19 protein-coding genes are annotated in these 25,885 nt (G+C 72.6%); 14 read left to right on the top strand and 5 right to left on the bottom strand.

The window, feature by feature from the left end:
* Window positions 1-34 precede the first annotated feature (34 nt).
* The 3 genes from MRBLWH7_RS10635 to MRBLWH7_RS10625 are packed head-to-tail and all read right to left on the bottom strand — an operon-like array spanning window position 35 to window position 1,901.
* Entirely contained in the window at window positions 35-694 is a 660-nt protein-coding gene (locus tag MRBLWH7_RS10635; protein ID WP_341994246.1) for a DUF3618 domain-containing protein, read from the bottom strand.
* Window positions 694-1,113, bottom strand: coding sequence for a phage holin family protein (locus tag MRBLWH7_RS10630; protein ID WP_341994244.1), 420 nt, complete (start codon window positions 1,111-1,113; stop codon window positions 694-696). Before MRBLWH7_RS10630 ends, MRBLWH7_RS10635 begins: the two co-directional genes overlap by 1 nt.
* Window positions 1,110-1,901 carry a hypothetical protein gene (locus tag MRBLWH7_RS10625; protein ID WP_341994243.1) on the bottom strand — a complete coding sequence of 264 codons (792 nt, stop codon included), beginning with the start codon at window positions 1,899-1,901 and terminating at the stop codon, window positions 1,110-1,112. The genes MRBLWH7_RS10630 and MRBLWH7_RS10625 overlap by 4 nt, the downstream gene beginning before the upstream one ends.
* Window positions 1,902-2,170: 269 nt before the next feature.
* Between MRBLWH7_RS10625 and MRBLWH7_RS10620 the strand changes: the two genes are divergently transcribed.
* Entirely contained in the window at window positions 2,171-2,785 is a 615-nt protein-coding gene (locus tag MRBLWH7_RS10620; protein WP_341994242.1) for a hypothetical protein, read from the top strand.
* Window position 2,786: 1 nt separating this feature from the next.
* On the opposite strand, the gene MRBLWH7_RS10615 is transcribed toward MRBLWH7_RS10620, so the two are convergent.
* Window positions 2,787-3,380, bottom strand: coding sequence for a hypothetical protein (locus tag MRBLWH7_RS10615; protein WP_341994241.1), 594 nt, complete (start codon window positions 3,378-3,380; stop codon window positions 2,787-2,789).
* A gap of 113 nt (window positions 3,381-3,493) precedes the next feature.
* On the opposite strand from MRBLWH7_RS10615, the gene MRBLWH7_RS10610 reads away from it, so the two are divergent.
* The 6 genes from MRBLWH7_RS10610 (at window position 3,494) to MRBLWH7_RS10585 (ending at window position 9,808) form a co-directional block, all read left to right on the top strand.
* Window positions 3,494-4,462, top strand: a complete 969-nt coding sequence (locus MRBLWH7_RS10610; RefSeq protein ID WP_341994240.1) for an ABC transporter — start codon at window positions 3,494-3,496, stop codon at window positions 4,460-4,462.
* A gap of 37 nt (window positions 4,463-4,499) precedes the next feature.
* On the top strand, window positions 4,500-5,078 hold the full coding sequence (locus MRBLWH7_RS10605) for a hypothetical protein (protein WP_341994239.1): 579 nt from the start codon (window positions 4,500-4,502) through the stop codon (window positions 5,076-5,078).
* Window positions 5,079-5,150: 72 nt separating this feature from the next.
* On the top strand, window positions 5,151-5,807 hold the full coding sequence (locus MRBLWH7_RS10600) for a spermidine/putrescine ABC transporter substrate-binding protein (RefSeq protein WP_341994238.1): 657 nt from the start codon (window positions 5,151-5,153) through the stop codon (window positions 5,805-5,807).
* A gap of 157 nt (window positions 5,808-5,964) precedes the next feature.
* Window positions 5,965-8,751: an FG-GAP-like repeat-containing protein gene (locus tag MRBLWH7_RS10595; RefSeq protein ID WP_341994237.1), complete on the top strand. Its 2,787-nt coding sequence runs from the start codon at window positions 5,965-5,967 to the stop codon at window positions 8,749-8,751.
* Between the two features lie 185 nt (window positions 8,752-8,936).
* Complete coding sequence (locus MRBLWH7_RS10590) at window positions 8,937-9,272, top strand: hypothetical protein (protein WP_341994236.1); 336 nt, start codon at window positions 8,937-8,939, stop codon at window positions 9,270-9,272.
* Window positions 9,269-9,808 (top strand): hypothetical protein, encoded by a 540-nt coding sequence (locus tag MRBLWH7_RS10585; RefSeq protein WP_341994235.1) that lies wholly within the window; start codon window positions 9,269-9,271, stop codon window positions 9,806-9,808. Before MRBLWH7_RS10590 ends, MRBLWH7_RS10585 begins: the two co-directional genes overlap by 4 nt.
* 33 nt (window positions 9,809-9,841) lie before the next feature.
* Here MRBLWH7_RS10585 and MRBLWH7_RS10580 read toward each other — a convergent pair whose 3' ends face one another.
* Complete coding sequence (locus MRBLWH7_RS10580; protein WP_341994234.1) at window positions 9,842-11,191, bottom strand: hypothetical protein; 1,350 nt, start codon at window positions 11,189-11,191, stop codon at window positions 9,842-9,844.
* A 218-nt stretch (window positions 11,192-11,409) separates the two neighbouring features.
* Here MRBLWH7_RS10580 and MRBLWH7_RS10575 point away from each other — a divergent pair, with 218 nt between their 5' ends.
* Genes MRBLWH7_RS10575 through MRBLWH7_RS10545 form a run of 7 tightly spaced genes read left to right on the top strand, consistent with a single transcriptional unit; the run spans window position 11,410 to window position 25,665 of the window.
* Window positions 11,410-12,549, top strand: coding sequence for a serine/threonine-protein kinase (locus MRBLWH7_RS10575; RefSeq protein ID WP_341994233.1), 1,140 nt, complete (start codon window positions 11,410-11,412; stop codon window positions 12,547-12,549).
* Window positions 12,549-18,515, top strand: a complete 5,967-nt coding sequence (locus MRBLWH7_RS10570) for an Ig-like domain-containing protein (RefSeq protein ID WP_341994232.1) — start codon at window positions 12,549-12,551, stop codon at window positions 18,513-18,515. The genes MRBLWH7_RS10575 and MRBLWH7_RS10570 overlap by 1 nt, the downstream gene beginning before the upstream one ends.
* A gap of 53 nt (window positions 18,516-18,568) precedes the next feature.
* Window positions 18,569-19,534 (top strand): MoxR family ATPase, encoded by a 966-nt coding sequence (locus MRBLWH7_RS10565; protein ID WP_341994231.1) that lies wholly within the window; start codon window positions 18,569-18,571, stop codon window positions 19,532-19,534.
* Entirely contained in the window at window positions 19,531-20,940 is a 1,410-nt protein-coding gene (locus MRBLWH7_RS10560; protein WP_341994230.1) for a DUF58 domain-containing protein, read from the top strand. Before MRBLWH7_RS10565 ends, MRBLWH7_RS10560 begins: the two co-directional genes overlap by 4 nt.
* A complete protein-coding gene (locus MRBLWH7_RS10555) occupies window positions 20,937-23,498 on the top strand; it encodes a transglutaminaseTgpA domain-containing protein (RefSeq protein ID WP_341994229.1) in 2,562 nt (853 codons plus the stop codon). The genes MRBLWH7_RS10560 and MRBLWH7_RS10555 overlap by 4 nt, the downstream gene beginning before the upstream one ends.
* The gene (locus MRBLWH7_RS10550; RefSeq protein WP_341994228.1) at window positions 23,495-25,087 is read left to right on the top strand and encodes a DUF5684 domain-containing protein; all 1,593 of its coding nucleotides are present in this window, start codon (window positions 23,495-23,497) and stop codon (window positions 25,085-25,087) included. Before MRBLWH7_RS10555 ends, MRBLWH7_RS10550 begins: the two co-directional genes overlap by 4 nt.
* Window positions 25,084-25,665: a hypothetical protein gene (locus MRBLWH7_RS10545; protein ID WP_341994227.1), complete on the top strand. Its 582-nt coding sequence runs from the start codon at window positions 25,084-25,086 to the stop codon at window positions 25,663-25,665. The genes MRBLWH7_RS10550 and MRBLWH7_RS10545 overlap by 4 nt, the downstream gene beginning before the upstream one ends.
* The last annotated feature ends 220 nt before the right edge of the window (window positions 25,666-25,885 follow it).

Genomic DNA, 25,885 nt, shown 5'->3' with positions numbered 1-25,885 from the left:
GGCCCTTCGCCGTTGCGGGAACGGATGCTGCGACTCAGTACTGCGTCGTCGGCCCGGTGCCGCCGGTGGTGCCGGTCGTTCCCGTGGTTCCCGTGGTTCCCGTCGAGCCGCTGCTCGGTGCGACGTTCTCCTTGACCCGCTCGGCGGTGCTCTGCGCCTCGTCCTTCACGGTCTCCGCCGACGAGACGGCCGACTCCTTGACCTGTTCGACGGCGTCCTTCGCCGGCTCCTTGAGGTTCTGCGCGACTTCCTGCGCAGCATCCTTCGCCTTGTCCACCGCCTTGTCGACGAGCGGCTGAGCCTGGTCGCGCAGCTGGGTGCTCCAGCGCTTCTCGGCATCGGTCGTCGGGATCAGGCTCGCGACGAGGAAGCCCGCGCCGGCGGCGAGGAGGCCCACCACGAGCGGTGTGCCCTGAGCCTGGCGCTTGGCCTTGTGCGGCAGGTCCTTGACCGCCTCGCCCGCGGCGCCGACCTTGTCGCCCACCGTGTGGCCGGCCGAGGAGGCCGAGTCGCCGATGTCGTCGGCGACCCCCATCACGCGGCCCTTGACGTCGCCGAGCACCTGCCGGACGCGCGTCTTCTGCCGCTCCATGATCTTCGGGGGCGAGACCTTGTCGGCGAGTGCGTCGACGTCCCGGCCCAGTTCGTCCCGCGTCACCTCGATGTCGGCGCGGATCTGATCTGCGTTGCTCATTATCGGTTCTCCTGGTTTCTCTTGAGCGCCTCGGGGATCTCCTTGACGGTCTCCACCGTCTTCGGCGCCCCTTGCACGGTCTTCAGTCGCTTGCGCCCGACGGCGTAGAGGATCGCGGCCACGATGGCCCAGAGGACCGCCACGATGACGGCCGACCAGCCCAGGCTGTCGATGAGATCGCCCAGACCCCACCAGAGTGCGACGGACAGGAAGAACACGGCCATCAGGCCGGCGTATCCCGCCCCGCCGAGGAGCCCGGCGCCTGCACCGGCCCGCTTGGCAGACTCCGAGAGCTCGGCCTTCGCGAGTTCGAGCTCCTTGCGCATGAGCTCTGACAGGTCACGCGAGACCTCGCCTACCAGCTCGCCCAGCGAGGTCTCGGCCGCCTTCTGCTGAGACGGCGTGGGCATGTCCGTCATCGTCGTACCTCTCCCGTCGCGGACCACTCGTCTCCTGCTCCGCCGGTGACCGAGGTGTCGGCGCCGGTCGTCAGCGGGTCGCCCGCGAGCGCGTCGCCGATGGGCGTCTCGCCCTCGTAGCCCGTCGTTCCCACGGTCGCGGCGCCCGCAGCCGTGCCGCCGTAACCCGCGCCGGCCGTGCCGCCGACCGTCGGCGACGACGTGGCCAGGGCCGGCCGCGTGCCACCCGAGTAGTCGAGCGTCCTGTCGGTGCTCCGGTCGTTGTCGCGGGCGTCCGACACGAGCGCCTTCGTCACCCGCCCGGCGAGGAGACCCACGCCGACGGCAAGGGCCAGGAACGCGCCGGTGTGCCGTCGCGCGAACGAGCGCACCTCGTAGACGACGTCGGCCGGCTCGCGCTGCTCCAGCCAGTCGGCGACCCGGCGAGTCTGATCGCCGAAAGCGCGGACGGCGTCGGTGGCCATTCCGCCCGAGCCCGTGGCCGTGCCGTTCGCCAGCCCGGACAGCTCGTCGCTCGTGCTCCGCAGTGCCTGCGCGGCGCGGCGCTGCTGGCTCGACGCCTGGTCCGACAGCTCCGTCCGGGCCTCGTAGAGGAACCCGCGCGCAGCGTCCTTCGCGTCGTGGGCCACGCTCTTGGCTTCCTCACCGGCCACTCCGGCGACGTACTGCGCGCCGGCCTGCGCCTCGGCGGCGCCGTCGACGACGCGCTCCTTCATGTCGCCTGAGTCCGTGCTCTGGCCCGAACCCGTGCTCTGGGTCGCATACGGATCGGTGTCGTAAGTCGACATGCTCCTCCTCCATCTCACGTGCGGCGTCGGACCGGCGATGTGCTGGTCCTCGGGGATCCGCCGTGACCAATACCGTCGGTCATGAAGGCAGAAGTGAAGAGAGGGTGGCACTCTGTGGGACGGCGGAGTATCCTACACGACCCCTGTCGCCGCGTCGGGAGGAACGAGCAGCGGATGCTGGGCCCCCGCGGCTTCCTCGGACGCCCCGCGCGCGCCGCGGCGCAGCATCCGTCCCTCCGGCTTACCGTGGAGACGGAGGTGGGGGCCCCATGGCGCGGATCGGCGGACGCAACCCGTGGATCGCCGTGCCCGCCGGGATGCTGTGCGCCGCGGTCGTCGCCTCGCTCGTGTGGCTCGCGCTGCCGATGGTGCCCGTGGCCGTCGCGTGGGTCGGGGACACGCTGCGCGGCGCCACGTCGCCGCGCCCCGAGGCGACGCCCGAGCGGACGCCCGCGCAGACCGCGGCGGAGGGCGGCGCGGTGGACTGCCGCACGCTGTACTCCGACGACCTGTGGAACGAGCTGACGTGGCGGGAGGGATCGCTGCTCAACCAGTCGATGGCCGCTCCCGCGACCGGGGCGACGGCGTTCGCCGACGCGGCCGCGCCCGACGTGCTCGTGACCTGCACGTGGCGGTTCGACTCGGGCGGCATCGTCACGACCCTGTCGAAGGTCGATGCCGACGCCGCGACGATCGCCGAGGCCGCATTGGCGGGGGACGGGTTCGCGTGCCGGACCCGTGATGGAGCGACGGTGTGCGACCGGACGCGCGGGGCAGTGCGCGAGGAGCACACCCTGCGCGACGGGCTGTGGCTCGTCAGCGTCGAGACGGACTGGCACCCCGAGGAGTACGGCCCGCGGCTCGACCGCACGGTCTGGGGCTGACTCAGCCGAAGATGCTCGCCACGACGGCAGCGGTGTAGCCCGTGGGCGCGAGGTTCGAGTACTGCGTGTCGATGAGGATGTCGTCGCGCCAGAACAGCGTGCGTCCGTCGGTGACCGGGTAGGTCTCGTTCTCCCACGTCTTCTCGCAGCGCGTGCCGCCGTCGGGGGTGTAGCAGGTGTAGCCCTCGTCGGTCACGAGCTTGTTGAGCATGTCGAGCGCGGGCCCCCGCGACATGTAGGTGATCTTCGTGACCAGGCCCGTCGTGTCGGCGGCGGGGTCGCGCCACACGCACACCAGGCTGCCGTCCGGCAGTGGTCCGGAGGCGCCGAAGGCGGCGTCGTTGAGCGGCACGCCCTCGAGCTGCGCGAGCACGTCGGCGGTGAGGATGGCGCGGCAGTCGTCGGGGATCTCGGCGCGGGCAGTCGGCGACGGCGTCGGGGTGGGGGTCGCGGAGCCAGACGTCGATGTCGACGGTGTCGGGGTGAAGGTGAGTCCGCCGCCGGAGGGGGTGTCGGGAGCGCAGGCCGTGAGCGCGGCGAGTGCGAGGAGGGTGGATGCCGCGGCCGCGGCGAGCCGGAACGCCCGTGGTGCCATGGGCTCAGGGTAGTGCGGCGGGCGCGGATTCCCCGGCACGCCTCCGTCGTGTGCGCGGAACCGCGGGCTACTCTGCCTCTGCGGGGATGAGCCCTGCGTGAGGAGTGCCTGCGATGAGTGACCCCAAGTCGTCCTATGGCGAGCCCGTCGAGGAGCCGCACGGCGTCGACGACGTGGTCGGCCGTGCGAACGAAGGCCTCGCCGACGCCGAGGCCGCCCGCCGTGATGCCGGCGCCACCGAGACTCCGCCCGAAGAGACCTCCGCCGACGCCGCCGACACGTCCGACACCTCCCGCGCGGACGCGTCCGCCGACGCCGCCTCGACCACCGCCGAGGCGCCGGCCGGCGCCGAGCCCGACCCGTGGGACTCCCCGGAGGCGGCGTCCCTCGACTACACGTCGACCCCGGCCCCGGCCCCCGCCGCTGACGACTCGCCCACCGTCGTGGTGCCACCGGTCGTCACCCCGAGCGAGCCCGTCATCGCCGAGCCCGCGGTCGTCGCCGCGGCCGCCCCGCAGCCGATCTTCGTTCAGGCGCCCGAGGCGCCGCGTCCGCGGGGCAACCGCGCCGCCGCCGGAGCGATCGGCCTGCTCGCCGCCCTCGCGTTCGCCGTGCTCTACCTGGCGGTGTGGCTCGGCGTCGACGCGATCAAGGGCGACGTCACCGGCGAGAACGTCGGGACGACCGCCCTCGAGGCTCTCGCGACCTGGTCGCTGTGGGTGCCTGTGGTGGTGTTCTTCATCGGCTTCTGGCTGCTCGGCGCCATCATCAACCGCGGCCGTTGGGGCGCGTGGGTGATCTTCGGCATCCTCGTGGGTGTCGCCGCCTACGGCGGACACATCCTGGGAGCGCTGTTCCAGGCGCCGTTCTGGAACCTCACCGCCAGCGAGGGCGCGAAGCTCGTCGAGGCCGAGCTGCTGGCGCCGCTGGCGATCGCCGCGTTCATCATCGGCCGCGAGCTCACGATCTGGTTCGGCGCGTGGGCGGCCGCGCGCGCGAAGCGCGTCACCGAGCTCAACGTCGAGGCGCAGCGCGAGTACGAGCGCACCCTCGAGGCAGGCCCGCAGCTCGTCCAGCAGTGACCCCCGTTCGCGCCCGTGGCCGCCGTAGGCTGGCGGCATGGCCGCTGACGGTTCGGATGGGCCGTCGCAAGGACCCGTGCGACCGCCCGTCGCCTTGGCCTTCGCGACGCTGGGCTTCGTCGCGCTCCTGATCTTCGGACTCGGCATGACCAGCCTGGCGACGGGGCAGGACGTCATCGCGACCCGCGGGCTCGGGCAGGTCCCCGGGATCGCGGGTGTCGTGTGCGCGACCCTCGCGTTCGCCGGCGGCCTGTGGGCCGCGATCGCACGCGCCGGAAGACGGACGGATGCTGCCGCTCCCGCGCGAGACCCCGCCCCGGCTGCGGCGGTCGCGGCGCCGATCACGGGCGCCGGGCCGCAGCATCCGTCGTACTGGGGCGCCGCGTGGACGACCGCCGCCACCTTCCTCGCGTACCTCGGGGGAGTGTGGTTCGGCGCCGTGTTCACCGGCGCCGATCTCGGCGTCGCGACGGCGGTGGTGGGCCGGCTCGCGACCACGTGGTTCGGGCTCGTCGTGGCGGCCGCCGCATTCGTGTCGGCATGGTCGGGCATCGCGCTCGTGCGCACCCACGCCCGCCGCCCGCGGTGGCCGTGGGAGGACGAGTTCGACGAGTGACGTCGGTGCAGGCGGCGCCGGGCTCCCCGGAAATCCGCGCGAGCACGGATGCCGGGCACTAGCGTGGAACGCGTGGAGCGGTCCCTCGAGACCCAGGTCAGCCAGGCGGTGGACGCCTGGCTCGCGTGGGTGCCCCGATGGGAGCCCGCGACGCACCATGGCCGGACCGCCCCGTGCCGCCGCTGCTTCGGGTCCCCGGTGCTCTCGGCCGCCGGCCTCGGCGCCGATGTGCCGCACGGCGTGCAGCACGGCCTGTCGACCCGGATCAAGACGATCGTCGACCGCTCCGTCGCCGAGTACACCGCGCTGAACCTGCCCATGCTGCAGGCCGAGCTCGACCAGCAGGCCGCCCGCAACCGCGCGCGCAGCTATCGTCCTGGCGAGGGGCTCGACCCCGAGTTCGAGGGGCTGCCCATGGACCCCGATCCGGTGCCGGGTGCGCCCTTCCTGTTCACGATCGCGGGGCTCGCCGAGGAGGCCGACGCGCACGTGCCGGCTCTGCCCCCGCTGAGCGAGGAGGCCAAGGCGGCACTCCGCCAGGAGGTCGGGCTCGCCGACGACTACGCCAACATGGTGGGCCGCGAGGTGTGCACGATCCTGCTGCACCACCGGCTGCGCATCCAGGCCGCGGTGACCGAGTACGTCGAGCCCCAGATCGAGGCGATGCTCGCCGATCTCACCAAGTCGCTCGACGCACCGTTCGATCCTCAGGATCCGCGCGAGATCTGACCACGCACCCACCGCGCGGGGGCGCGAAGGTCTACGATGGGCACGTCGAAGGGCGTCCCGTTGGGGCGGGCGCCACTTGTCTGGGGACATCGTGGGGAACTGGTCATTGTCGACCGCGCTCGCGGGCGCGTCGACGAGGAATGGGCGGCAACAGCCCATGGTCCGTCGTGCCCTCATGGTCATCGCCCTCGCAGGTCTGGCGCTCACGGGTGTCCTCGGGTTCACCGCCCCCGCATCCGCCGAAGATCCGCGTGTCGTCACCGATAGAGGTCTCACCGCGACCGGCGGCATTCTTGTCGACCCCGCCGGCCGGCTCTGGGTCTCCGACGCGCGCAAGGGTTTCTGCCGTCTCAGCGGGCCGTCGGCAACGGAGTCGGGATCGATCGAACCGACCACCTGCTTGGGCGGCGACAGTGGAAGGAAGGGGCCGGCGCTGCCCGGTGCCCCCACATTGCTCGATCCGACCGACGGCGCGCCGGCGAGCGGTGACGAGATTGCGCTCATTCCCGACGTCGCCCAGGGGTCCGCCAAGCTCGTGCGTGCGCGCTGGAGCCCGGCGACCGGCGTCTTCGCATACGCGGACCGGCTGACGATGTTCGGGCGAGACGTGCGCCCGATCGCAGCGTCGACCGGTCCTGATCAGAACGTCTATGTCGTGTTCGCGCGGGCGCGTTCCATTGTGCGCATCCTCTCCCCGGCTTCCCCGCAGCCGAGGATCGAGACGGTGGGCTTCACCGCCGCGTCGGCGGCGCTGGCGGTCGCAGCCGGGCCGAAGGACTCGTCGGGGAGAGTGATCCTCTACGTCGCCGACACGACGGCGCTCACGCAACTCGCGGCGCCCGCGGGTAGCGGCAGCGGCGCAGCGACCGCCTCGTATTCCGTCGGCAGACCGGCGCGCCTCCATTTCGATCAGACGACGAGGATGCTGTATGCCGGGTCCGCGTCGGCGACCGCCCTCGGCGGTGATGCGATCTCGCGTGTGGACACGGCGACCGGACAAGTAATCGCGAAGTGGGCGACCGGCTTCACCCGCATCGGAGGAATCACGGCGCGTGGCTCCCTCGTCCTCGCAGCCGACGACGAGGGGCTTGTGAAGAACCCGGCCCAGGTGGGGGTGGGTGCGGCGTACCGGATCGGTGACGTCCTTCCCGTCATCACCGCCGGCCCGACGGCCGCCAGCGGTGCAGCATCCGCCGACCCGGCGTTCACCGACGACGCGACGCCGACCTTCCGCATCGACATCAGCAACGACGCAGCACTGCGGTGCGCCTTCGACAACGTGGATTGGGCCGCCTGCGCGAAGGGCGACGTCACCTCGCCGAGGGCATTGGCCGACGGAGTCCACCGGTTCGGCGTGCGCGCCGGCAGCACGGGCACCGTCGTGGAGCGCGTCTTCACCGTCGACACGGTGGCGCCGGCCCAGCCGATCGTGATCGCGCCGGCGAACAACGCCATCGTCGGCCGCACCGTGCCTTTGACCGTCACGGCGGAAGCCGGCGCGGTGCTGCGCTGCGCAGTGGATCCCCTGCCTGCCTCCCCGGGTGACGTCTGCACCTCGGGGCAGGCGCTCGTCATGGCGTCCGAAGGACCCCACACGATCCGGGTCACCGCGACGGACCGGGCAGGCAACACGAGTGGCGCCGCCAGCGTGAACGTGACGGTGGAACTCACCGCGCCGACGCCCAGGATCACCGAGCCGTCCGAGGACGGTCGTACTTTCACCGGCACTGCTGCGTTCGCGTTCGACGCCGGCGGGGCGACCGCGACGTTCCGCTGCCGCGTGGACGCGGTCGCGTTCCAGGCGTGCACATCGCCCGTGAGCGTCACCGGGCTCGCCGGGGGGGCGCACACGTTCACGGTGGAAGCGTCCGACGCTGTCGGCAATGCGAGCAGCGTCAGTCGCACCTTCCAGTTCGTCGTGGCCGACACGACGGCCCCGACCGTGACCGCGTCACCGGCCGCGGGCGCGTTCCCCTCCGGTCAGCAGATTTCACTCACGGCCAGCGAACCGGCGACCATCCACTTCACGAGCGACGGCAGTACCCCCACGCCCGCCTCCCCGGTGTACTCGGCTCCGCTGACACTCACCGCGAATCTGACCCTGAAGTACTTCGCCGTCGATGCGGCCGGCAACACGTCGGCGGTCTCCACGCAGACGTACACGCTCCGAACGGCGCCGCCGCCCTCGGGTGCACCCCACGACTTCAACGCCGATGGCTTCAACGACGTCCTTGCTCGCGACGCGTCCGGAGGGCTGTGGGTGTATCGCGGAAACGGCTCCGGGTTGTGGCTGAGTGGGGCGAGGGTGATCACGGGCCTGTCCGACGTCGACATGATCATGACGCCGGGAGACTGGTCCGGGGACGGCTATCCCGACATGCTCGGGCGCTCCACTGGCGGTGAGCTGCGGTTGTACAAGGGTGACGGCAGCGGCGGCTTCGCGGCGCCCATCGTCATCGCCACCGGATGGGCGTCGATCACGGCGGCGCTCAGCCCCGGTGACTGGAACGGCGACGGCAAGCCGGACCTGCTCGCACGGACGTCGGGCGGCGACCTTGACCTTCACCCTGGAGATGGAGCGGGCGGCATCGGCGGACCGGTCCGTGTCGGGTCGGGGTGGCAGGTCATGACCGCCATCCTGAGTCCCGGTGACTGGAACGGCGACGGCAAGTCGGATGTGCTCGCGCGCAACGGGGCCGGCGCGCTCCTGCTCTACCCGGGCAACGGAAGCGGCGGCTGGGGGGCGGTCAAGCAGGTCGGGAGCGGATGGAACGGCATGACGGCCGTCTTCAGCCCGCGTGACTGGAACGGCGACGGAAAGACCGACGTTCTGGCACGCGATACGGCGGGCAACCTCCTCCTGTACCCCGGCAACGGCAGTGGGGGTTGGGGCGTCATGCGCCAGGTCGGGACCGGTTGGGGCGGAATGGCGGTCCTGGGATGAACGGGCGCGCGCGGACCGGACTGCTGGCGGGCATCATCGTGTCTTTCCTCTCGGTTTTGGCCGGATGCGCGGGGCCCGCCGGACCCGCGCCGTCGGGATCGGACTCGGCGAGCCCGCGGCCTTCGGCGTCAGCCGCCCCCTCCGAGTCTGCGGAGGGAGACGGCAGCCGATTCCTGATCTCGTGCATGGGCGTCGACGGAGGCGAGCGGACGTTCACTCGACTCGAAGAGGCATGGTCGGACCCGGGATACGTCCGGATCGAGAGCTGCACGGCGGCCACCGCCGAGGACGAGGTGGAGCTCACTCCGGACGAGGAGGCGGTCGCCTCCGTCGCGGCGGGTGACGGCGACACCGATCCGCTGCCCGCATACCTCGCTGTTCTCGCCGCGTGCGTCCGGATCCCGCCGGACCGGATCGCGGAACAGCCGCGATCTCTTCTGGAGGGTGTGCTCCTGCTGTGTCCCGAGGCCCCCCACGCCGACCTGGTGGCCGCGGATCTGCAGTCCGGCGGTCGAGGATGAATTCACCGGGAGGGAACGGGATCACCCGACGCGAGGCGCTCGGGGTCGTTCTCGTCGGCTCTCTGAGCGCACTCCTGCTGCACGCTCCGGGCTCGTTTCTCACCGTGCCTACCGGCGCGGCCGCGACGGGCGATTCGCTGCTGAACGCGGGAGACGATCCAGCGCCGCGCTTCCGCTTCGAATGCGTCACGCCGGTTCCCGAATTCGCGCCGCTCGGCCGCCTCGAGGAGGTCTGGGCGAATTCGCGGTACACGACCTTCACCGACTGCGTCGTCACCTATGTCGGAGATGGGCCTTTCGTGCTCACGGCTGAGGAGCAGGCCGTTGTCGATGTCGTCGGCGCTGCCGGCGGCGACGTCTCGAGCCCGCAGCAGACGTATCTCCTGACACTCGCCGCGAGCACCCGGTTGGACCCGGCGCGTCTCGCGGAACGACTCGCGCAGCTGGGCCGGCCTGTCGTGCTCGGCTCGTTGGCGCTGGCGCCCGAGGCTCCACAAGCGGATCTGTTCCGGGCGTGGCTGACAGGGAGCCCCTGAGAAGTATTCGCAGCGGGCGCTCCGGTATCGGGCTCACGCCAGCTGGGACACGAGTGCCGAGATGGTGGCCGCTTCGACGCCGGAGGCGCCTGCCCTGAAATGCGCGATCTGCGGGTAGACGGTCATGCTGCCCCCCGCCACGCCGGAGGAGTCGGCATCCCAGCCCCCCTCGTAGCTGCCCCACGGCGGTGCGAGCGGCGGGAGCAGGTTGTTGGCGGGCACGTAGCAGGTCACCTCGTTCGCGTAGCCGCCGATGTAGAGGCCGTTGGCGCCGCCGTAACGGGCACGGAAGTAGACGGCGTAGCCGCTGACGAGCTCGCCGCCGACGAACGCCATCCGGAGCGCAGGGCTGCCGCCGATCTGCCAGACCTGCGAGGGATTGACGACCGCGGTGTCGAAGTCGCCGCTGTCGATGCGCGAGATCATCGATTCGGCATGTCGCGGGTACCACGCGGGGAATCCCTGCGGATTGCTCATACGCGTCACGAACACCGAGCGGACGACGGCGAGGTTCGCCGGAGTGGCAGTGATGTCCAACGGCAGGACCACATCGCGCAACGAGGTGTACAGCGGGCCGCTCAGCTGACGCCCCGGCGTGGCCGAAGCGGTCACCACCGCCGAGCCGAGCTGGGCGGAGTGCGCGTCACGCAGCGCCCAGCTCCGGGCGCCGACGGGATCCTGGTCGCCCGCCGGGCCCGGCAGGAAGAGGGCGAACGCTCCGGTGGCGCTCTCGACGGCCGCACAGGCGCCTCCGGGCCAGTCGCCGTCCCACTCCTCCTGCCAGCCCGCGCTTACGGGGTGGCAGCCGTAGCTGAAGATCACGGCCTTGCGTGACCCGTTGGCGGCTCGCGCCGTGATGATCGGGACCGCCGTCTCGTTGTAGGGCAGCCCAGCGCGATTCTGTGAGAAGGTCGCCGCCGTCACGCGGTAATCCAGCGTGACGGTGGTCTTGGCGGCTCCGAGTGACATGGTCACGACGGCGACGATCTTGTCCTGGAGCCACTCCGTGTACGTCTCGATCGGATCGAGGTTCGTGAGGCCGTATGCGATGTACGGGTCCAGCGACTCCCCGATGACGGGGCCGTTGTGCGTGTGCGTCGCGGTGAGCACGATGTCGGACGATGCCCAGTTCGCCAGCGCCACCAGCCTCGGCCGGACCGCGCGGTGGACCGAGCGCGGGATCCCCAGCACATCGAGGGTGACGATGGCGTTGGGGCTGCCGCCGTCCCAGAGGATCACGCACCGCGCGTACAGCGGCGCGTCGTGCGGTGCATCGCGGGTGACCATGCGCGGATGGGACTGCACTCCGTAGCCGCCGATGTAGGGGTTCATCCCCGGCGGCGGCGTGATGTTCACCTTGGCCGTGCTGATCTCGAACGCCATCCGACCGGCCCCTTCCGGAAGGAGCCCCGGTGCCGCCGACCTCCAGCTCGACGGTACGGTGCTGCTGCGGTCAGTGTAGCGGGCGCACCGCACGCGTGGTGGCACGCAACTGTCCACACGCCGCATCCAGGTCGCACGGCGTTTCCGGCCGTATTGTTAGCATGGCCTGGCTTGCTGGATTCGCCGCTCGACACCGGCGACGCGGCGCAGGAGGTGAAGTGGCCACGCGGCTTCCCTCGGCGCCCCCGATCCTTCCGGGACTCGCCTACATCCGCCCGCTCGGCTCGGGCGGGTTCGCCGACGTCTTCCTCTACGAGCAGGACATGCCACGTCGCAACGTCGCGGTGAAGGTCATGCCGAGCGACGTGCGCGACCCGGAGCTTCGGCGCATGTTCAACGCCGAGGCCGACGTGCTGGCACACCTGTCGGCACACCCCTCGATCGTGACGGTCTACCAGGCGAGCATCTCGGCCGACGGCCGCCCGTACATCGTCATGGAGTACTGCCCCGGCTCTCTGGCGCAGCGCTACCGAGTCGAGCGCATCCCCGTCGAGGAGGTGCTCGCCATCGGCGTGCGCATGGCGAGCGCGCTCGAGTCCGCGCACCGCGCCGGCCTCATCCACCGCGACGTGAAGCCCAGCAACATCCTCATCACCACCTTCGGCACCCCGGTGCTCGCCGACTTCGGCATCTCGGCCTCGCTGCAGCGCAAGAGCGGCGGCGAGGTGCTGGCCATGTCCATCCCGTGGAGCGCTCCCGAGGTCGTCGCCGAGCAGACGAGCGGCACGGTGACGAGCGAGGTGTGGAGCCTCGGTGCCACGGTGTACTCGCTGCTGGCCGGCCACAGCCCGTTCGAGCGCCGCGAGCGCGGCCAGAACACCAAGGACCTGCTGCGCAAGCGCATCGCGCGCGCCACCTACGTCGAGATCCCGCGGGCCGACGTCCCGGCGTCGCTGCAGGCCGTGCTCGCGACCGCGATGAGCCGCGACCCCGGTCGCCGCTACGACTCCGCCCGTGCCTTCGGCGAAGCGCTGCGCGACGCGCAGTCGGGGCTCGGTCTCTCGCCGACGCCGCTCGAGATTCCGGACGAGGAGTGGTCTCCCGCATCCGCTCCCGTCGATTTCGCGGATTCGGCGCTGCGGGGGCCCGCGCGTTCGCACGTGGAGCGCGATCTCACCCGCAAGGCGCGCGCCGGCACCGGCGTCGCGCAGCTCGCCCGTGACGAGGACACCGACATCTCCGCGCCCGCCCGCCGCCGCGGTCGGGCCGTGCTGCCCTGGGCCATCGGCATCGGAGCGGGGGTCGTCGCCGGGGCCGGCGCGGTCGTCGTGGCGCTGATGGCCGCGGGGGTGCTCTGATGCGACGCGGCGCGATCACCGGCCTCGTCGCCGCCGGGGCGGTGGCGGCGACGGTCATCGGCGTCAGCATCGTGTGGCCGGGCCTCGACGCGCAGGAGACCCCGGACGTCGACACTGCGGTGTGGGCGCTGCAGACCGGCGACGGCCGCCGCTACGCCCGCGTGAACACGTCCGTCGGCGAGCTCGACACTGTCCGCAGCATCAGCAACCCCGACCAGGTGGTGCAGACGGGGGATGCCGCGTACCTCTTCAGCGACAGCTACTCGACGCTCACGCGCATCGACGCCGCGATGCCCGCCGACCTCGACGAGGAGGCGCTGAAGTCCTCGCAGAAGACCCCGTCAGGCACCACGGAGGTCGTGACGGCCGGGGACTGGGTCGCGTACCTCACCGATTCGGGCGCCGTGTACGCGGGGCGTCTCTCCAGCGGCACGTCGTCGCAGCTCGACCCGTTCGGTGCTGACGACGACGACACCCCGCAGTACACCGCCGAGGCCATCGCCGTCGACGACCGCGGAATGCTGTTCGCCTACTCGGCCGCCGACGACTCGGTGCTGCGCTACGACATCCCGGGCGGCGAGGTGCGCGGCCGCGACGCGCTCGATGCCGACGGGCTCGAGGCGCCGGCCATCACCGCGGCCGGCGACACGTGGGCTGTGGTCGACACCGAGGACGGCGAGGTATGGCTGCGAGGGCGGGATGCCGCGGCCCAGGCGCCGACGACGGGTCCGGCGGTCGTCGGCGCACCGGACGCGAGTGGCACCGACCTCTACCTCGCCGACGACACCGGCCTGGTGCGGGTGCCCGTCGACGGGTCGGCGATGCAGACGCCGGTAGGCGGTGACGGCACGGTGCTCGGCACCCCCGCGCAGCCGATCGCGCACGACGGCGAGACCTACGCCGCATGGCTCGGTCAGGGTGACGCGGGCGGCCTGCTGTGGCGCTCGAGCGGCACCACCGCGCGGCTCGACTACGGCGACCAGGCGATCGGCGACCAGCAGCGCCCCCTGTTCGTCGCGAGCGACTCCTCGGTCATCCTCAACGACACCCGTTCCGGGTGGGCGTGGTCGGTGCCGGACGGTGCGCTGATCCCCTCGAGCCAGGACTGGAGCCTCGACGACCGCACCGACCCCGACGCGGTGCCGAGCGAAGAACAGCTGCAGGTCGTGCTCGACCCGAAGCCGCCGATCGCCGAGCCGGACGCGTTCGGCGTGCGGGCCGGCGCACTCGCCTCGCTGCCCGTGCTGATGAACGACCACGACCCGAACGAGGACGTGCTCACGATCGACCCCGCGTCGGTCGCCGGCCTCGACCCCGCGTTCGGCACCGTGTCGGTCACCGACGACGATCAGCGCCTCGCCATCCGCGTGCAGCCCGGCGCCGCGGGATCGGCGACGTTCTCCTACGCGGTCACCGACGGCACCGTGGCGAACGGACTGACGTCCGAGTCGACGACTGTCACCGTCACGGTGGCGGATGCCGCGGCCGACTCGGCGCCGGAATGGTGCGGTGTCGAGCGGTGCCTCGTCGAATGGCCGCAGCCCGAGGTCGCGCGCGGCGGCACGGTGACCGTGCCGGTGCTGCCGGGCTGGGTCGATCCCGAGGGCGACCCCCTCCTCCTCATGTCGGTCGAGAACACGAGCGGCATCGGCAGTGTCGCGGCGACCCCCGGCGGCGACGTCGTCTACCAGCACGACGACGCGGGCGGCGGCGGCGAGCAGCTCGTCGAGCTCGAGGTGACGGTCGCCGACACCCAGGGCGAGGCGACGGTGAAGCAGCTCGTGGTGAAGGTGTCGCCGCAGCCGCAGCTCGCGGCGCAGTCGTTCGCCGTGACCGACACCATCGCGTCCGGCATCACGGTCGACGTCGCGGACCACGTCACAGGCACCGCCGGCACGTTGTCGCTGGAATCGGTGCGCGTGCTCGACGACGCGGCCGCCACCGCGACGGCCGTGAGCCGCTCCACCTCTTTCGACTTCGCGGCCGAGAACCCGGGCACGTTCCGCGTCGACTTCACGGTGACCGACGGCGTCGGCGAGGCGACCGGCACGGCCCGCATCACGCTGCTGCCGACCGACGCGCCGGCCCAGCTGGCGACCTCGCCGGTGGTGGCGTTCGTGCACCCGCAGCAGGACGCGACCCTCGAGATCTTCGACGCCGTCTCGAACCCGACGCGCCGCGTGCTGCTTCTCAGCGACGTCGTCGCGCGGGCGGATGGCGGGGCGACGCTGTCGGTCGATGCGGTGGGGCAGAACCACCTCCGGGTGTCGGGCACGACGGCGGACGGCGCCGCCGGCCGTCTCGGCACCGTCTCGTACGTGGTGAGCGACGGCACCGAGGACGCCGGCGCGAGCGTCGAGGGCGAGGCGACGGTGTACCTGCTGCCGCCCGCGCCCGAACTCGCCCCGATCGCCGTGGACGACTCGGTGATGGTGCGCGCGGGCGCCCAGATCGACATCCCCGTGCTCGACAACGACATCTCGCCGGCCGGCGGCCGCCCGACGCTGAACCCGGCGTCGGTCCGCTCCTCGTCGGAGGCCGCGCTGGCCTTCGCGTCGGGCGACCTGCTGCGGTACCTCGCGCCGGGCGAGCCGGGCGAGTACGCGATCGAGTACTCCGTGTTCACGACCGGTGCTCCGGCGCTCGCCGACACCGCGACGGTGCGCGTGACGGTGATCGATGCCGAGGCCAATCGCGCCCCCACGGCCGACACTCTCGAGGGCCGCGTGCTCAGCGGGCAGTCGTCGCTCATCGAGTTCGACGATTTCGGCACCGACCCCGACGGCGATGTCGTGACCCTGGACCGCATCGTCGAGCAACCCGAGCGGGGCGCGGCCACCATCACGGCCGACGGCGGAGCGATCCTGTACACGAGCGTGCCCGGCGACAGCGGCCAGGTGTCGTTCCGCTACCGCGTGGTCGACGCGTTCGGTGCGACGGCGGATGGAACCGTGCGCGTCGGGGTTCTCGACAACCAGGCGAACCCGAGCCCGGTCACGTTCACCGACTACGTCCAGGTGCAGGCGGGCGAGGGCAACACGATCCGGGTCAGCCCGCTCTCCAACGACGTCGACCCCACCCTCGGCGAGCTGCGGATCACCGACATCCGCCCCGACGTGCCGGCGACGCTCGTCGACGGCAGCGACAACCCCGAGCACGCGCGGCAGCACGATCAGATCGTCGGGGCGGACGACACGACGGTCCGGATCGCGGCGGGCGACGACCCCGGCACGATGTCGTTCCTCTACGACGTCGAATCGTCGTCGGGCAACACCGGCCGGGGCCTCATCGTCGTCCGTGTCGTGCGCGAGAGCGTGCCCGACTTCCCGGTCGTCGCCGACACCAGCCTCACGGTCGAGACCCGTGAGGACTTCCCGCGCGGCGTCGACGTGCTGGCCGGCAAGGTCACGTGGTCGGGCGGCGATGTGGACGACCTCGAGCTGTCGCTGTGGGGCGACCCCGACGGCGTCTCGGTGCAGGGTTCGCGACTGCGCGGGGCGCTGCCCGAGACCACACAGCTCATCCCGTTCGCCGTCACCGGCGACAGCGCCGCGGGCGAGGTCACGTCCTACGGCTTCCTCCGTGTGCCGGGCGATGACGACCTGGCCCTGACGCTGCGCGCGAACGCGGCGTCGCCCGAGGTCACCGAGCTCGAGTCCACCACCTTCGACATGGCGGGCCTCGTCGCGCGCCCGCGCGGCGCGGTCGTCGAGCTGGGCGATGACGTGCGGTCATCGGGCGCGCGCACCGAGGCATCCTGCACGGTTGAGTCGGGCACCGTCGTGCGCTACGACGCGGGCTCCGGCGCGCCCTGGGTCGATGCCTGCCAGGTGCCCGTGCGGCTGGCAGGTCAGGAGGCATGGACCTACCTGTCGGTGCCGATCGTGGTGCGCCCGCGCGACCCGCAGCCCGAGCTGCGGCCGGGATCCATCACCGTCGGACCCGGCGAGACCGCGACCTTCGACCTGGCGAACATGACCACGTGGCAGCTGCGCCCCGACTGGGACGGCATCGTCTACGTCACCGAGCACTCCGGTACAGCGTTCGAGGTCACCCAGGAGGGCTCCGTCGTGACCGTGACGGGCGCGGACCGCGCGGTCCCCGGCTCCGAGGAGGCCGTGCTCGTCTCCGTCACGAGCCATCCGTCGGTGACCCCGGCACGTCTCATCCTCCGCGTCGGCGCGGCGCCCTCGACGCTTCCGCAGGGCGGCTCCGTCGTGCAGCAGTGCTCGCAGGCCGCCGGATCGTCGTGCACGATCCCCGTGATCGGCCCGGGCGGCGAGGTCAATCCGCTGCCCCGCACGCCGCTCGAGGTCGTCGCCACGCGCCCGACGGGCGCGTGCGCCGGGGTGAGCTTCCACGTGGCGTCGCCGACGTCGATCACGGCGAGCTGGACGACGGATGCCCCGGGCGCGACGTGCACCGCCACGTTCTCGGTGCGCGACGCCCAGGGCCGCGTGACGAACGCGGAACGCGACGGCCGCGTGCTGCTCGACCTGCTCGGCTACCCCAAGGCGCCCGCGAGTATGACGCAGACGGCATACGCCGACGGCACCGTGACTCTTCGGGTCGATCCGGGAGAGGCGCGACTGGCCTACCCGGGGCTCACGGGCTTCGTCGTCCGCGCCGGCGGGCAGGAGGTCGCGCGGTGCACTGCGGACGGCGCGTGCCCCCCGATCCCCGCTCCCAACGGTGAGCAGCGGACCTACGACGCGTGGGCCGTCAACGCGGTAGGCGAGTCCCGGGCCGGCGTGCGCACCGTCGCGTGGGCGTACGACGCGCCCCTTCCACCGACGAGCGTGACCGCGGCTCCCGTCGTGACCGGTGACGGGACGGGCGGCATCGTGTCGCTGGTCATCGACGGGATCGAGGCCGGCGAGACCGGCAGCCTCGAGATCGCGAGTCCCGCGGGCGAGACTGTGCGCGTGCCTGTGGGCCGCAACCAGACCCGCCTCGAGGTGCCCTCGTTCCGCGTGGGCAGCAACACAGGCACGATCGTGACCATCACCCCGTACTCGCGCTTCGCACTGCCCCCCGGACTCGGAGGCAGTGCGTCGGGGGCGGCCGCAACGGTGCAGACCAACGGCATCGGCAGCCCGCTGTCGCCGCAGCTGACGCTCAGCGCGGTGTCGAACGGGGACGGCACCGCGACGGTCACGGCGCGCGGGTCGGCTCTGCTCAACGGCGACGGATCGACCCTCCGTTACGGGATCGTGCAGGACGGTGATCGCTGCAGGGTCATCGACGGCGGCGAGACGGCCGCCTTCCCCGGACTGGAGGACGGCGAGGAGTACGCGTTCCGGATGTGCGTCGAGTCGTTGTGGGACGGCGAGTCGTTCGGTCGCACCGAGGCGACCGCGACCGTCCGCGCCCATCAGTCGGGCAGAGCCCCACAGGGCTGGACGTTCGCCGTCGACGGCACGCCGAATGTGCAGGCGCAGCGCGCCGACTGGGTGATCCGCGAGAACCCGACCTCGACCGAGCGGCTCCCCAACCGCAACCACGCCGAGTTCCAGGGCTGGGGCCCGGGCAGCACGGTGTTCGGCCAGGACCCCGGCATCCAGGTGCGGTACGTGCACGACTTCTGGGGCACGGCGACCGCGTGGTCCACCGTGACTCCGCGCTCGGGCAGCGCCCCCTACCAGGTGCAGGCGAACTGGACGGTCACTTCGTGCGTCGGCGGCAGCGCGCTCGCCTACCGCGGCCAGTCGTCGAACGCCCCGAACGGCTCCTCCGCAGTGTTCACGTTCGGCAACTCCGGCCTGCGCTACTACGACGAAGACAACGGTCTGCTCCCGCACACCGCGGACACCTGGGATGTGCCGGTCGGCGCGGTGCGTGTGGAGGGCATCGCGGTGACGGTCGACTGGAGCGCGCAGGACTGGGGCCTGTCGCCCGTGAGCACCACGTTCGAGGCCACGTGTCAGCCCAACAACGGCAACCCCCCACCCGCACCCGCACCCTGAGCGGCAGCATCCGTTCGCCCCACGATCCCCGCAGACGACGAAGGACACACCACATGACGATCACGCAGGAGCAGGCCGACTGGTTCGCGCAGACGTTCGGGCAGATCGCCGACAACGTCGAGCGCGCCGTGCTCGGCAAGCGCCACGTCGTCGAGCTCGTGCTCACCGCGATGCTCAGCGACGGCCACGTGCTCCTCGAGGACGTGCCCGGAACCGGCAAGACGTCGCTGGCGCGGGCCATGGCGCAGTCGGTGCAGGGCACGAACACGCGCATCCAGTTCACTCCGGACCTGCTGCCGAGCGACATCACGGGGCTGAGCGTCTACGACCAGAAGGAGGGCGTCTTCGAGTTCCACGCCGGGCCGATCTTCGCGAACATCGTGCTCGCCGACGAGATCAACCGCGCGAGCCCGAAGACGCAGTCGGCGCTCCTCGAGGTGATGGAGGAGGGGCGCGTCACGATCGACGGCGTCTCGCGCGAAGCCGGGGTGCCGTTCCTCGTGCTCGCGACGCAGAACCCGGTCGAGCAGGCGGGTACCTACCGGCTTCCCGAGGCGCAGCTCGACCGCTTCATGATGCGCACCTCGCTCGGCTACCCCGACCACGCGGCGACGGTCCGCATCCTGGACGGGGCGGCCGTCGCGACCGCCGAGCTCACGCCGATCATCACGCCCCAGGCGCTCGTCGGCATGGCCGATCTCGCCGCCGACGTGTACGTCGACGCGCTCGTGCTCGACTACATCGCCCGCCTCGTCGACGGCACGCGCACGGCCGATGAGGTGCGTCTGGGCGTCAGCATCCGCGGCGCCCTCGCCCTCACGCGCGCCGCGCGCACACGCGCCGCCTCGCAGGGCCGCACGTACGCGACCCCCGACGACGTCAAGACGCTCGCCGTGCCCGTGCTGTCGCACCGCCTGATCCTGCACCCCGAGGCCGAGTTCGACGGCGTCACTCCCGAGACCGTGGTCGGGCAGGTGCTGCTCGACGTCGCACCCCCCTCGCGGCGCGAAGCGGTATGAGCAGCCCCGAGCGCCGCGGCGGTTCCACCAGCACGATGGAGCCGCGCATCACGCGCACCGTCCAGGCCACCGGCACGACCGGCCGCACGCACGTGACCGCCACGGCCACGAGTGTCGGCGAGTCGCGCAGCGGTCGCGCGTTCGTGCGCGTGGCCGTGTGGTGGACGCGTGTGTGGCGGGCGGCGGGCTCGGGCATCACCACCGCGGCCGCGTGGGCCGCCGAGGCGATCCGGCCGGCCGGGGCCCTGGTGGCCGTCGCGGCGACCGTGGGGCTCGTGCTCGGGATCGTGTTCGGCTGGGTGGAGTTCATGGTCGCGGGTGCAGCATCCGTCGTCCTCCTCGTCGCCGCCGTGCCGTTCCTCTTCGGCGCCCGCGCGTACGACGTCGACCTGTCGCTCACGCACGAGCGGATCGTCGCGGGCGAGGGCGTCACCGGCCGCATCGACGTGCGCAACGACGGCCACCGCACGGCCCTGCCCGGCCGCATCGACATCCCGGTCGGGGCCGGGCTGGTGGAGTTCGGCGTTCCGCTGCTGCGTCCCGGCCACGCGGCCCAGCAGCCGCTCGACATCCCCGGCCTCAAGCGCGGCATCGTGACGGTCGGCCCCGCGACCACGGTGCGCAGCGATCCGATCGGGATGCTGCGGCGCGAGCACTCGTTCCCCGACGTGCACGACCTCTACGTCCACCCCCGCACGGTCTCGCTGCCGTCGACGAGCGCGGGGCTCATCCGCGATCTCGAGGGCGCGCCCACCCGCCGCCTGGTCGACGCCGACATGTCCTTCCACGCCATCCGCGAGTACGCGCCCGGAGATTCGCGTCGCCAGATCCACTGGCGGTCGACGGCCAAGACCGGGCGCCTCATGGTGCGCCAGTACGAGGAGTCCCGGCGTTCGCGCATGGCCGTGGTGCTCGCGGCCTGGGATGCGGAGTACGCAGACGCCGACGAGTTCGAGCTCGCCGTGTCGTGCGCCGCGTCGCTGGGGCTGCGCGCCGTCCACGACGCGCGGGACGTGCAGATCGTGACCGGATCCGAGATCCCCCGCGTCGTCCGCGGGCGCCTCCGCGCGATCCGCCACATCCCCGCCGCGGCGCCGCGCCCCATGCTGGACGGCTTCAGCGGCGTCGATCTGCTCGAGGGCACGATGCCGGTCGGCGAGGTGTGCCGCCTCGCGGCAGAGTCGGGCGAGCGGCTCTCGATCGCGTTCGTCGTGGTCGGCTCCCGCGTGCCGCTCACGAGGCTGCAGCAGGCCGCCCTCGCATTCCCGTCCGACACCGCGGTGGTCGCCGTCATCTGCGACGAGCGCGCCCACCCGCGCATGCAGCCGCTGTCGGGCATGACGGTGCTCACCGTCGGAACCCTCGAAGACCTCTCCGGCCTCCTGCTGCGGGGAGCGGCGTCGTGAGCGGGCAGATCCCGATGATGGGGCGGATGGATGCTGCGCCCCGGGGCGCGGCCGAGACTCCGAGTCTGCGCGCACCGCGGCTCGTCGCCCGCGTGTGGGTCGGAGTGGCTTTCGCGGCCGTGATCGCCGTCGTCGCGGCCGTCGCCGCGTGGCCCATCTACCGCTCGGGCACCTTCGCGCTCCTGGTCGTCGTCGGCACCCTCGTGGGTGGCGGGATCGCCGCCCTGGCGTGGTGGCGGCGCTGGCGCGGGTGGGCGGTCGCCGGGGTGCTGGCCCTCGCGACCCTCGTCGTCGGCGTGCCCCTCGCGGTGCCCTCCCGCCTCGGCTCACCGGACGACCTCGTGCGAGGCCTCGGCGAGCTGGCGAGCGGGCTGGTGCTCGGCTGGAAGGATCTCGTCACCGTCGAGCTGCCGGTCGGGTCGTACCGCAACCTCCTCGTGCCCGCGCTCGTCGTCTTCCTCGTCGGCACCTGCGCCGTGCTGCTCCTCGCGTGGCGGGAGGATCGCGCCGCCTACGCCGCGGTGCCGGTGGCGCTCGGCATGGTGACGTTCGGGCTCTTCTTCGGTCGCACCACCGTGAGCTCCCCGCTCGAGCTCGGGCCGATGTTCCTCTACGCGCCCGTCGAGACCGCGGTCGGTGTTGCGGGACTCGTGGCGTGCTTGCTGTGGCTGGCCTGGCGCACGCACGACGAGCGCATCCGCGCGCTGCAGCGGGCCGCGGCATCCAGCGGCGTCCGCATCTCGCGCCGCCCTTCCGCGGCCGACCGCCGTCGCACCGCCCTCGGCGCGGGCATGGTGGCGGTGGCTCTCGTGCTGGCCGTGGCGATCGTTCCCTTCGCCGCCCGCGGCGCCGAGCGCGAGGTGCTGCGCTCGGCCATCGGCCCTGACATCGACCTGTCGGCCGAGGTGAGCCCGTTGTCGCAGTACCGTGCGCTGTTCGCCGACGCCCGCGCCGACGACGTGCTGTTCACGGTCGAGCCCGTCGTGATCGACGGCGTCGTGGACACGCTCCCCCAGCGGGTGCGGCTCGCGACCCTCGACGCCTACGACGGAGAGGTGTTCCGCTCGGGCGGCGAAGGCGCCGTCGACGCCGGTCGGTTCGTCCGCGTGCCGTCGGCGCTCGACGCCGGCGAGGGCACGCCGGTCGCGGCGCGCATCGAGATCGACGCGTGGGACGGGATCTGGATGCCGACCGTCGGCCACCTCGAGGCGGTCGCGTTCGACGGGGACCGTGCCGCATCACTCGCCGACAAGTTCTACTACAACGCCGCCGCGTCGGCGGCGGTGCAGACGGCCGGGGGAGGGTTCGCGTCGGGCGACGCATTCGTCGTACGCGGCGTCGAGCCCGCCGCCCAGGTGCTCGCGGAGCTGGAGGCCCCCGGCAGCCCGGGCGGCGTCGCCGCGCCCGACAGCCTCCGCACGTGGCTGGACGAGCACGCCGTCGGGTCAGGCGGCCCCGCCCTCGAAGGCGTGGTCGCGATGCTCCGCGAGCGCGGCTACCTCAGCCACGGTCTCGCCGCGGACGAGCAGGAGCCGGCATGGGCGGCCGCCCTGCCGGACTACGCGTTCCAGCCCAGCGCCTCGGGCCACTCGCTCGCCCGCGTCGACACGATGTTCGCGCGCCTGCTCGAACGCGAGACGGACCCCCGGGCCGTCGCCTCCGGCAACTACGTCGCCGCCATCGGCGACGACGAGCAGTTCGCGGTCGCGGTGGCCCTCATTGCCCGCGAGCTCGGATTCCCGTCCCGGGTGGTTCTGGGCGCGCGGCTGAGCGCGACGGAGCCGGACCTTGCGACGTGCGACGAGGGCGCCTGCCGCGCACAGGACCTCACCGCGTGGACGGAGGTGCAGTCGGCAGCCGGCGACTGGGTCGCCATCGACGTGACGCCACAGCACGCGCAGTCGCCGAGCCTGGACACGACCGAGCAGCGCGACCCCGAGAACGTCACGGAGGTGCGCCCCGAGTCGGTCGAGGAGGTCGTGCCGCCCGACCCCGCCCAGGAGGACACCGCCGCGGACCGCCCCGCCGACGAAGACGCGGGAGCCGACCTGGCATGGCTCTGGCCGATGCTGCGGATCGGCGGCGTCGCGTTCCTGGTGCTCGTGCTCGCGCTCGGCCCGTTCCTCATCGTGATCGGCACGAAGGCCGCACGCCGCCGCGGCCGTCGCCGCACCGGCACACCCGAGACCCGCATCGCGGGCGGGTGGGACGAGTACGTCGACGCGGCGCTCGACAGCGGCCGTGCCGCATCACGCACCTCCACACGCTCAGAGCTCGCCACCGCCTTCGCGACCCCCGCCGGGGCCGCCCTCGCGCAGGGCGCCGACCGCGCCGTCTTCGCGCACGCGGACCTCTCCGCCGACGAGGCGAAGCGCTACTGGGAGGCCGTGGACGCGGAGCGGCGCGCCCTGCGACGCGAACGAGGGTTCTGGCGTGGGGCGCTCGCGACCGTATCGTTGAGATCGTTGTTCGGTCCGATGCCGCCCCCACCGGGCGGCCGCACGCGATTCGCCGAGAGGGGGAGACGACGGGCACAGCCCGTGCGTCCCATGCCATGAACGCCACAGATGCCACCGCAGCCGTCGTCGGCACCCTGATCAGCCTGCTCCTGTTCGCCGGTCTCTACATCTGGACCGCGCTCGCGCTCTCGGCGGTCTTCCGCAAGTCCGGAGTCGAGGCCTGGCAGGCCTGGGTGCCGATCCTCAACACCATCGTGCTGCTCCGCCTCGCCGGGCTCTCGCCGTGGCTCGTGATCCTCGCCTTCGTCCCGTTCGTCAACATCGCGTTCCTCGTCGTCTGGGCGATCGCACTGTTCCGGTTGAACGCCGCCTTCGGCTTCGGCGCCGGCATGACCGTCCTCGGCTTCCTGCTGTTCCCTGTGTGGGCGTCGATCGTCGGCTGGGGGAGTGCGCGCTGGGTCGGACGGGAGACGGATGCCGCCACCCGCGCCCCCTTCGGCGCCGGCGTGCGCCGCACCGCGGGCGACGCCGAGCTCCCTCCGCTTCCGTCGTTCTCCGCACCGGGTGCGCTGAGCGGTGCGCCGGCGGCGTATCCCGCCCCGCCGGCGGTCCCTGCGCCGACGAGTGCGGGCGCAGGGTTCGCGCCGTCCGCCTACGCTCCGCCCGCGCCGGGCCCTGCCGCCCTGCACGCGACGGTGCCCGCGCCTGCCGCGCCGCCAGCGCCTGCCGTGCCCGGTGCTTCCGCTGCGCCCGCCCCCGCGGCATCCGTGGTGTCTTCCGGGGCGGATGTCGCGCCGCCCGCCGCGGGCTGGACGCCCCCGCCCCTGCCCGGTCGCCCCGTCTCCGCGACGCCGGCCGAGGTGGGCGGGAACGGTTCCGGCGACGCGGACCGGTGGCAGGGATTCGCGCTCGACGGCATCGACCTGAGCGCCGAGGTCACCGGTGCCGTGCCCGGTGCTCCCGCGCCGATCTCCGCGGTGCCCGCGACCCCGCTCGCGTCCATACCGTCCGCGGCAGCGACGCCCGCGCCCACCGGTCCCTCGCGCAGCGCCGCGGACCCGTTCACGGCGCCTGAGGCGGCGACGACGGGCGAGGAGGGCATCACCCGACCGCCGGTCACGCGCGTGCCGGCCGCCCCGTCGTCGGACGAGGACCACGAGCCGTGGGCCCCGGCGCGCTCACCGATGAGCGAGGCCGAAGCCTTTCCCGAGACCTCCGGCCCGGTGTCGGCGATCCACGGCGCGCCCGATGCCGGGTCCCCGCGCTCGGCGCGGTCGTCGGTGTCGGCGTTCCACACCAAGCCCGAGATCCCCGACGAGCAGGACATCCTCGAAGAGACGATCATCGCCCGTCGCAAGCGGACGGACTGGGCGCTCGTGCCGCCGACCGGGGAGCCCGTCGCGCTCTCGTCGGAGGTGGTCATCCTGGGCCGCCGCCCCGCCGCCGACCCGGATCACCCGAGCGCTCAGCTGGTCTCGATCCAGGACGGCACGGTGTCCAAGACGCATGCACGTCTCGAGCTGCGCGGCGACAAGTGGTACGTGACGGACCTCGACTCCACCAACGGCGTCCTGTTCGCCACCGTGATGGGCACCGAGGTCGAGGCTCCTGCGGGCGTCGAGGTCGAGGCCGGCGACCGGTTCCTGCTGGGCGACGCCGAGGTCCGGCTGCGGCGGAGCGACGGGTGATCGATCCCGACGACGAGCGCACGGCGCTCTCCCTGCGGAGGGGTCAGGCGTCGACGCCGGAGCGCGAGGACCCGCTCGACGACCGGACCCTGCCGTCGCGGCGCGCCTCGGCCGAGGCCGACGCGGCAGACGACACCGTGATCTCGGCCGGGTCGGCGGTCCCGTCCGACTCCGGCCTGGCCACGCAGGCGGCGACCGAGTCGGCACCCGCGGGCCCCCGACGGACCGCGCATCCGCCGGCACGCGAGCCGCGGGACGCCCCCGCAGCCTCGAGGCGCACTCCGTCGCCGGCACCCCTCACCCCAGAGCCCGCCGCCCGGACATCCGCGGCGCTCGGCCGGGTCGCCTCTTCACCCACCTCGGCAGTCGCCGCCTACCGGGCGCGCGACGTCCCTCCGGTCACCGCGGTGCGCGCCGAGCCGGCCCGCCGTGCGCCGCAGGACCACGTCGACACGGCGGCCGCCGATCAGGCCCGCAGGCGTCGCCGCCGGCGCCAGACGATCGCGGTCGTGTCCGCAGCATCCGTCCTCGTCATCGTCGCCGTGGTGGCGCTGGTCGCGCTGCTGACGACCGGCTGAGGGATACGCCCGACGGCGATCTGGGGCGTGCTGCGGCGTGTCGTGCGTCGGTCGGGCCCGCGACGTGCTTCCGCGTTTGCCCGACCCCCGAAACCCACGTATCATGGATCGGGTGTGCGCTCACGCGCGCCGTCGACCGTGCCTTGGTGCGGGAACCGGTGCGAGCGCCGCATCTCAGGGAACGGCCTGCGAACAGGCCACCCCCACGGCATACCCACCA

This window comes from Microbacterium sp. LWH7-1.2 (genome assembly GCF_038397755.1).
Classification (GTDB): Bacteria; Actinomycetota; Actinomycetes; order Actinomycetales; family Microbacteriaceae; genus Microbacterium.
This window is presented reverse-complemented; position numbering and strand designations above follow the sequence as displayed.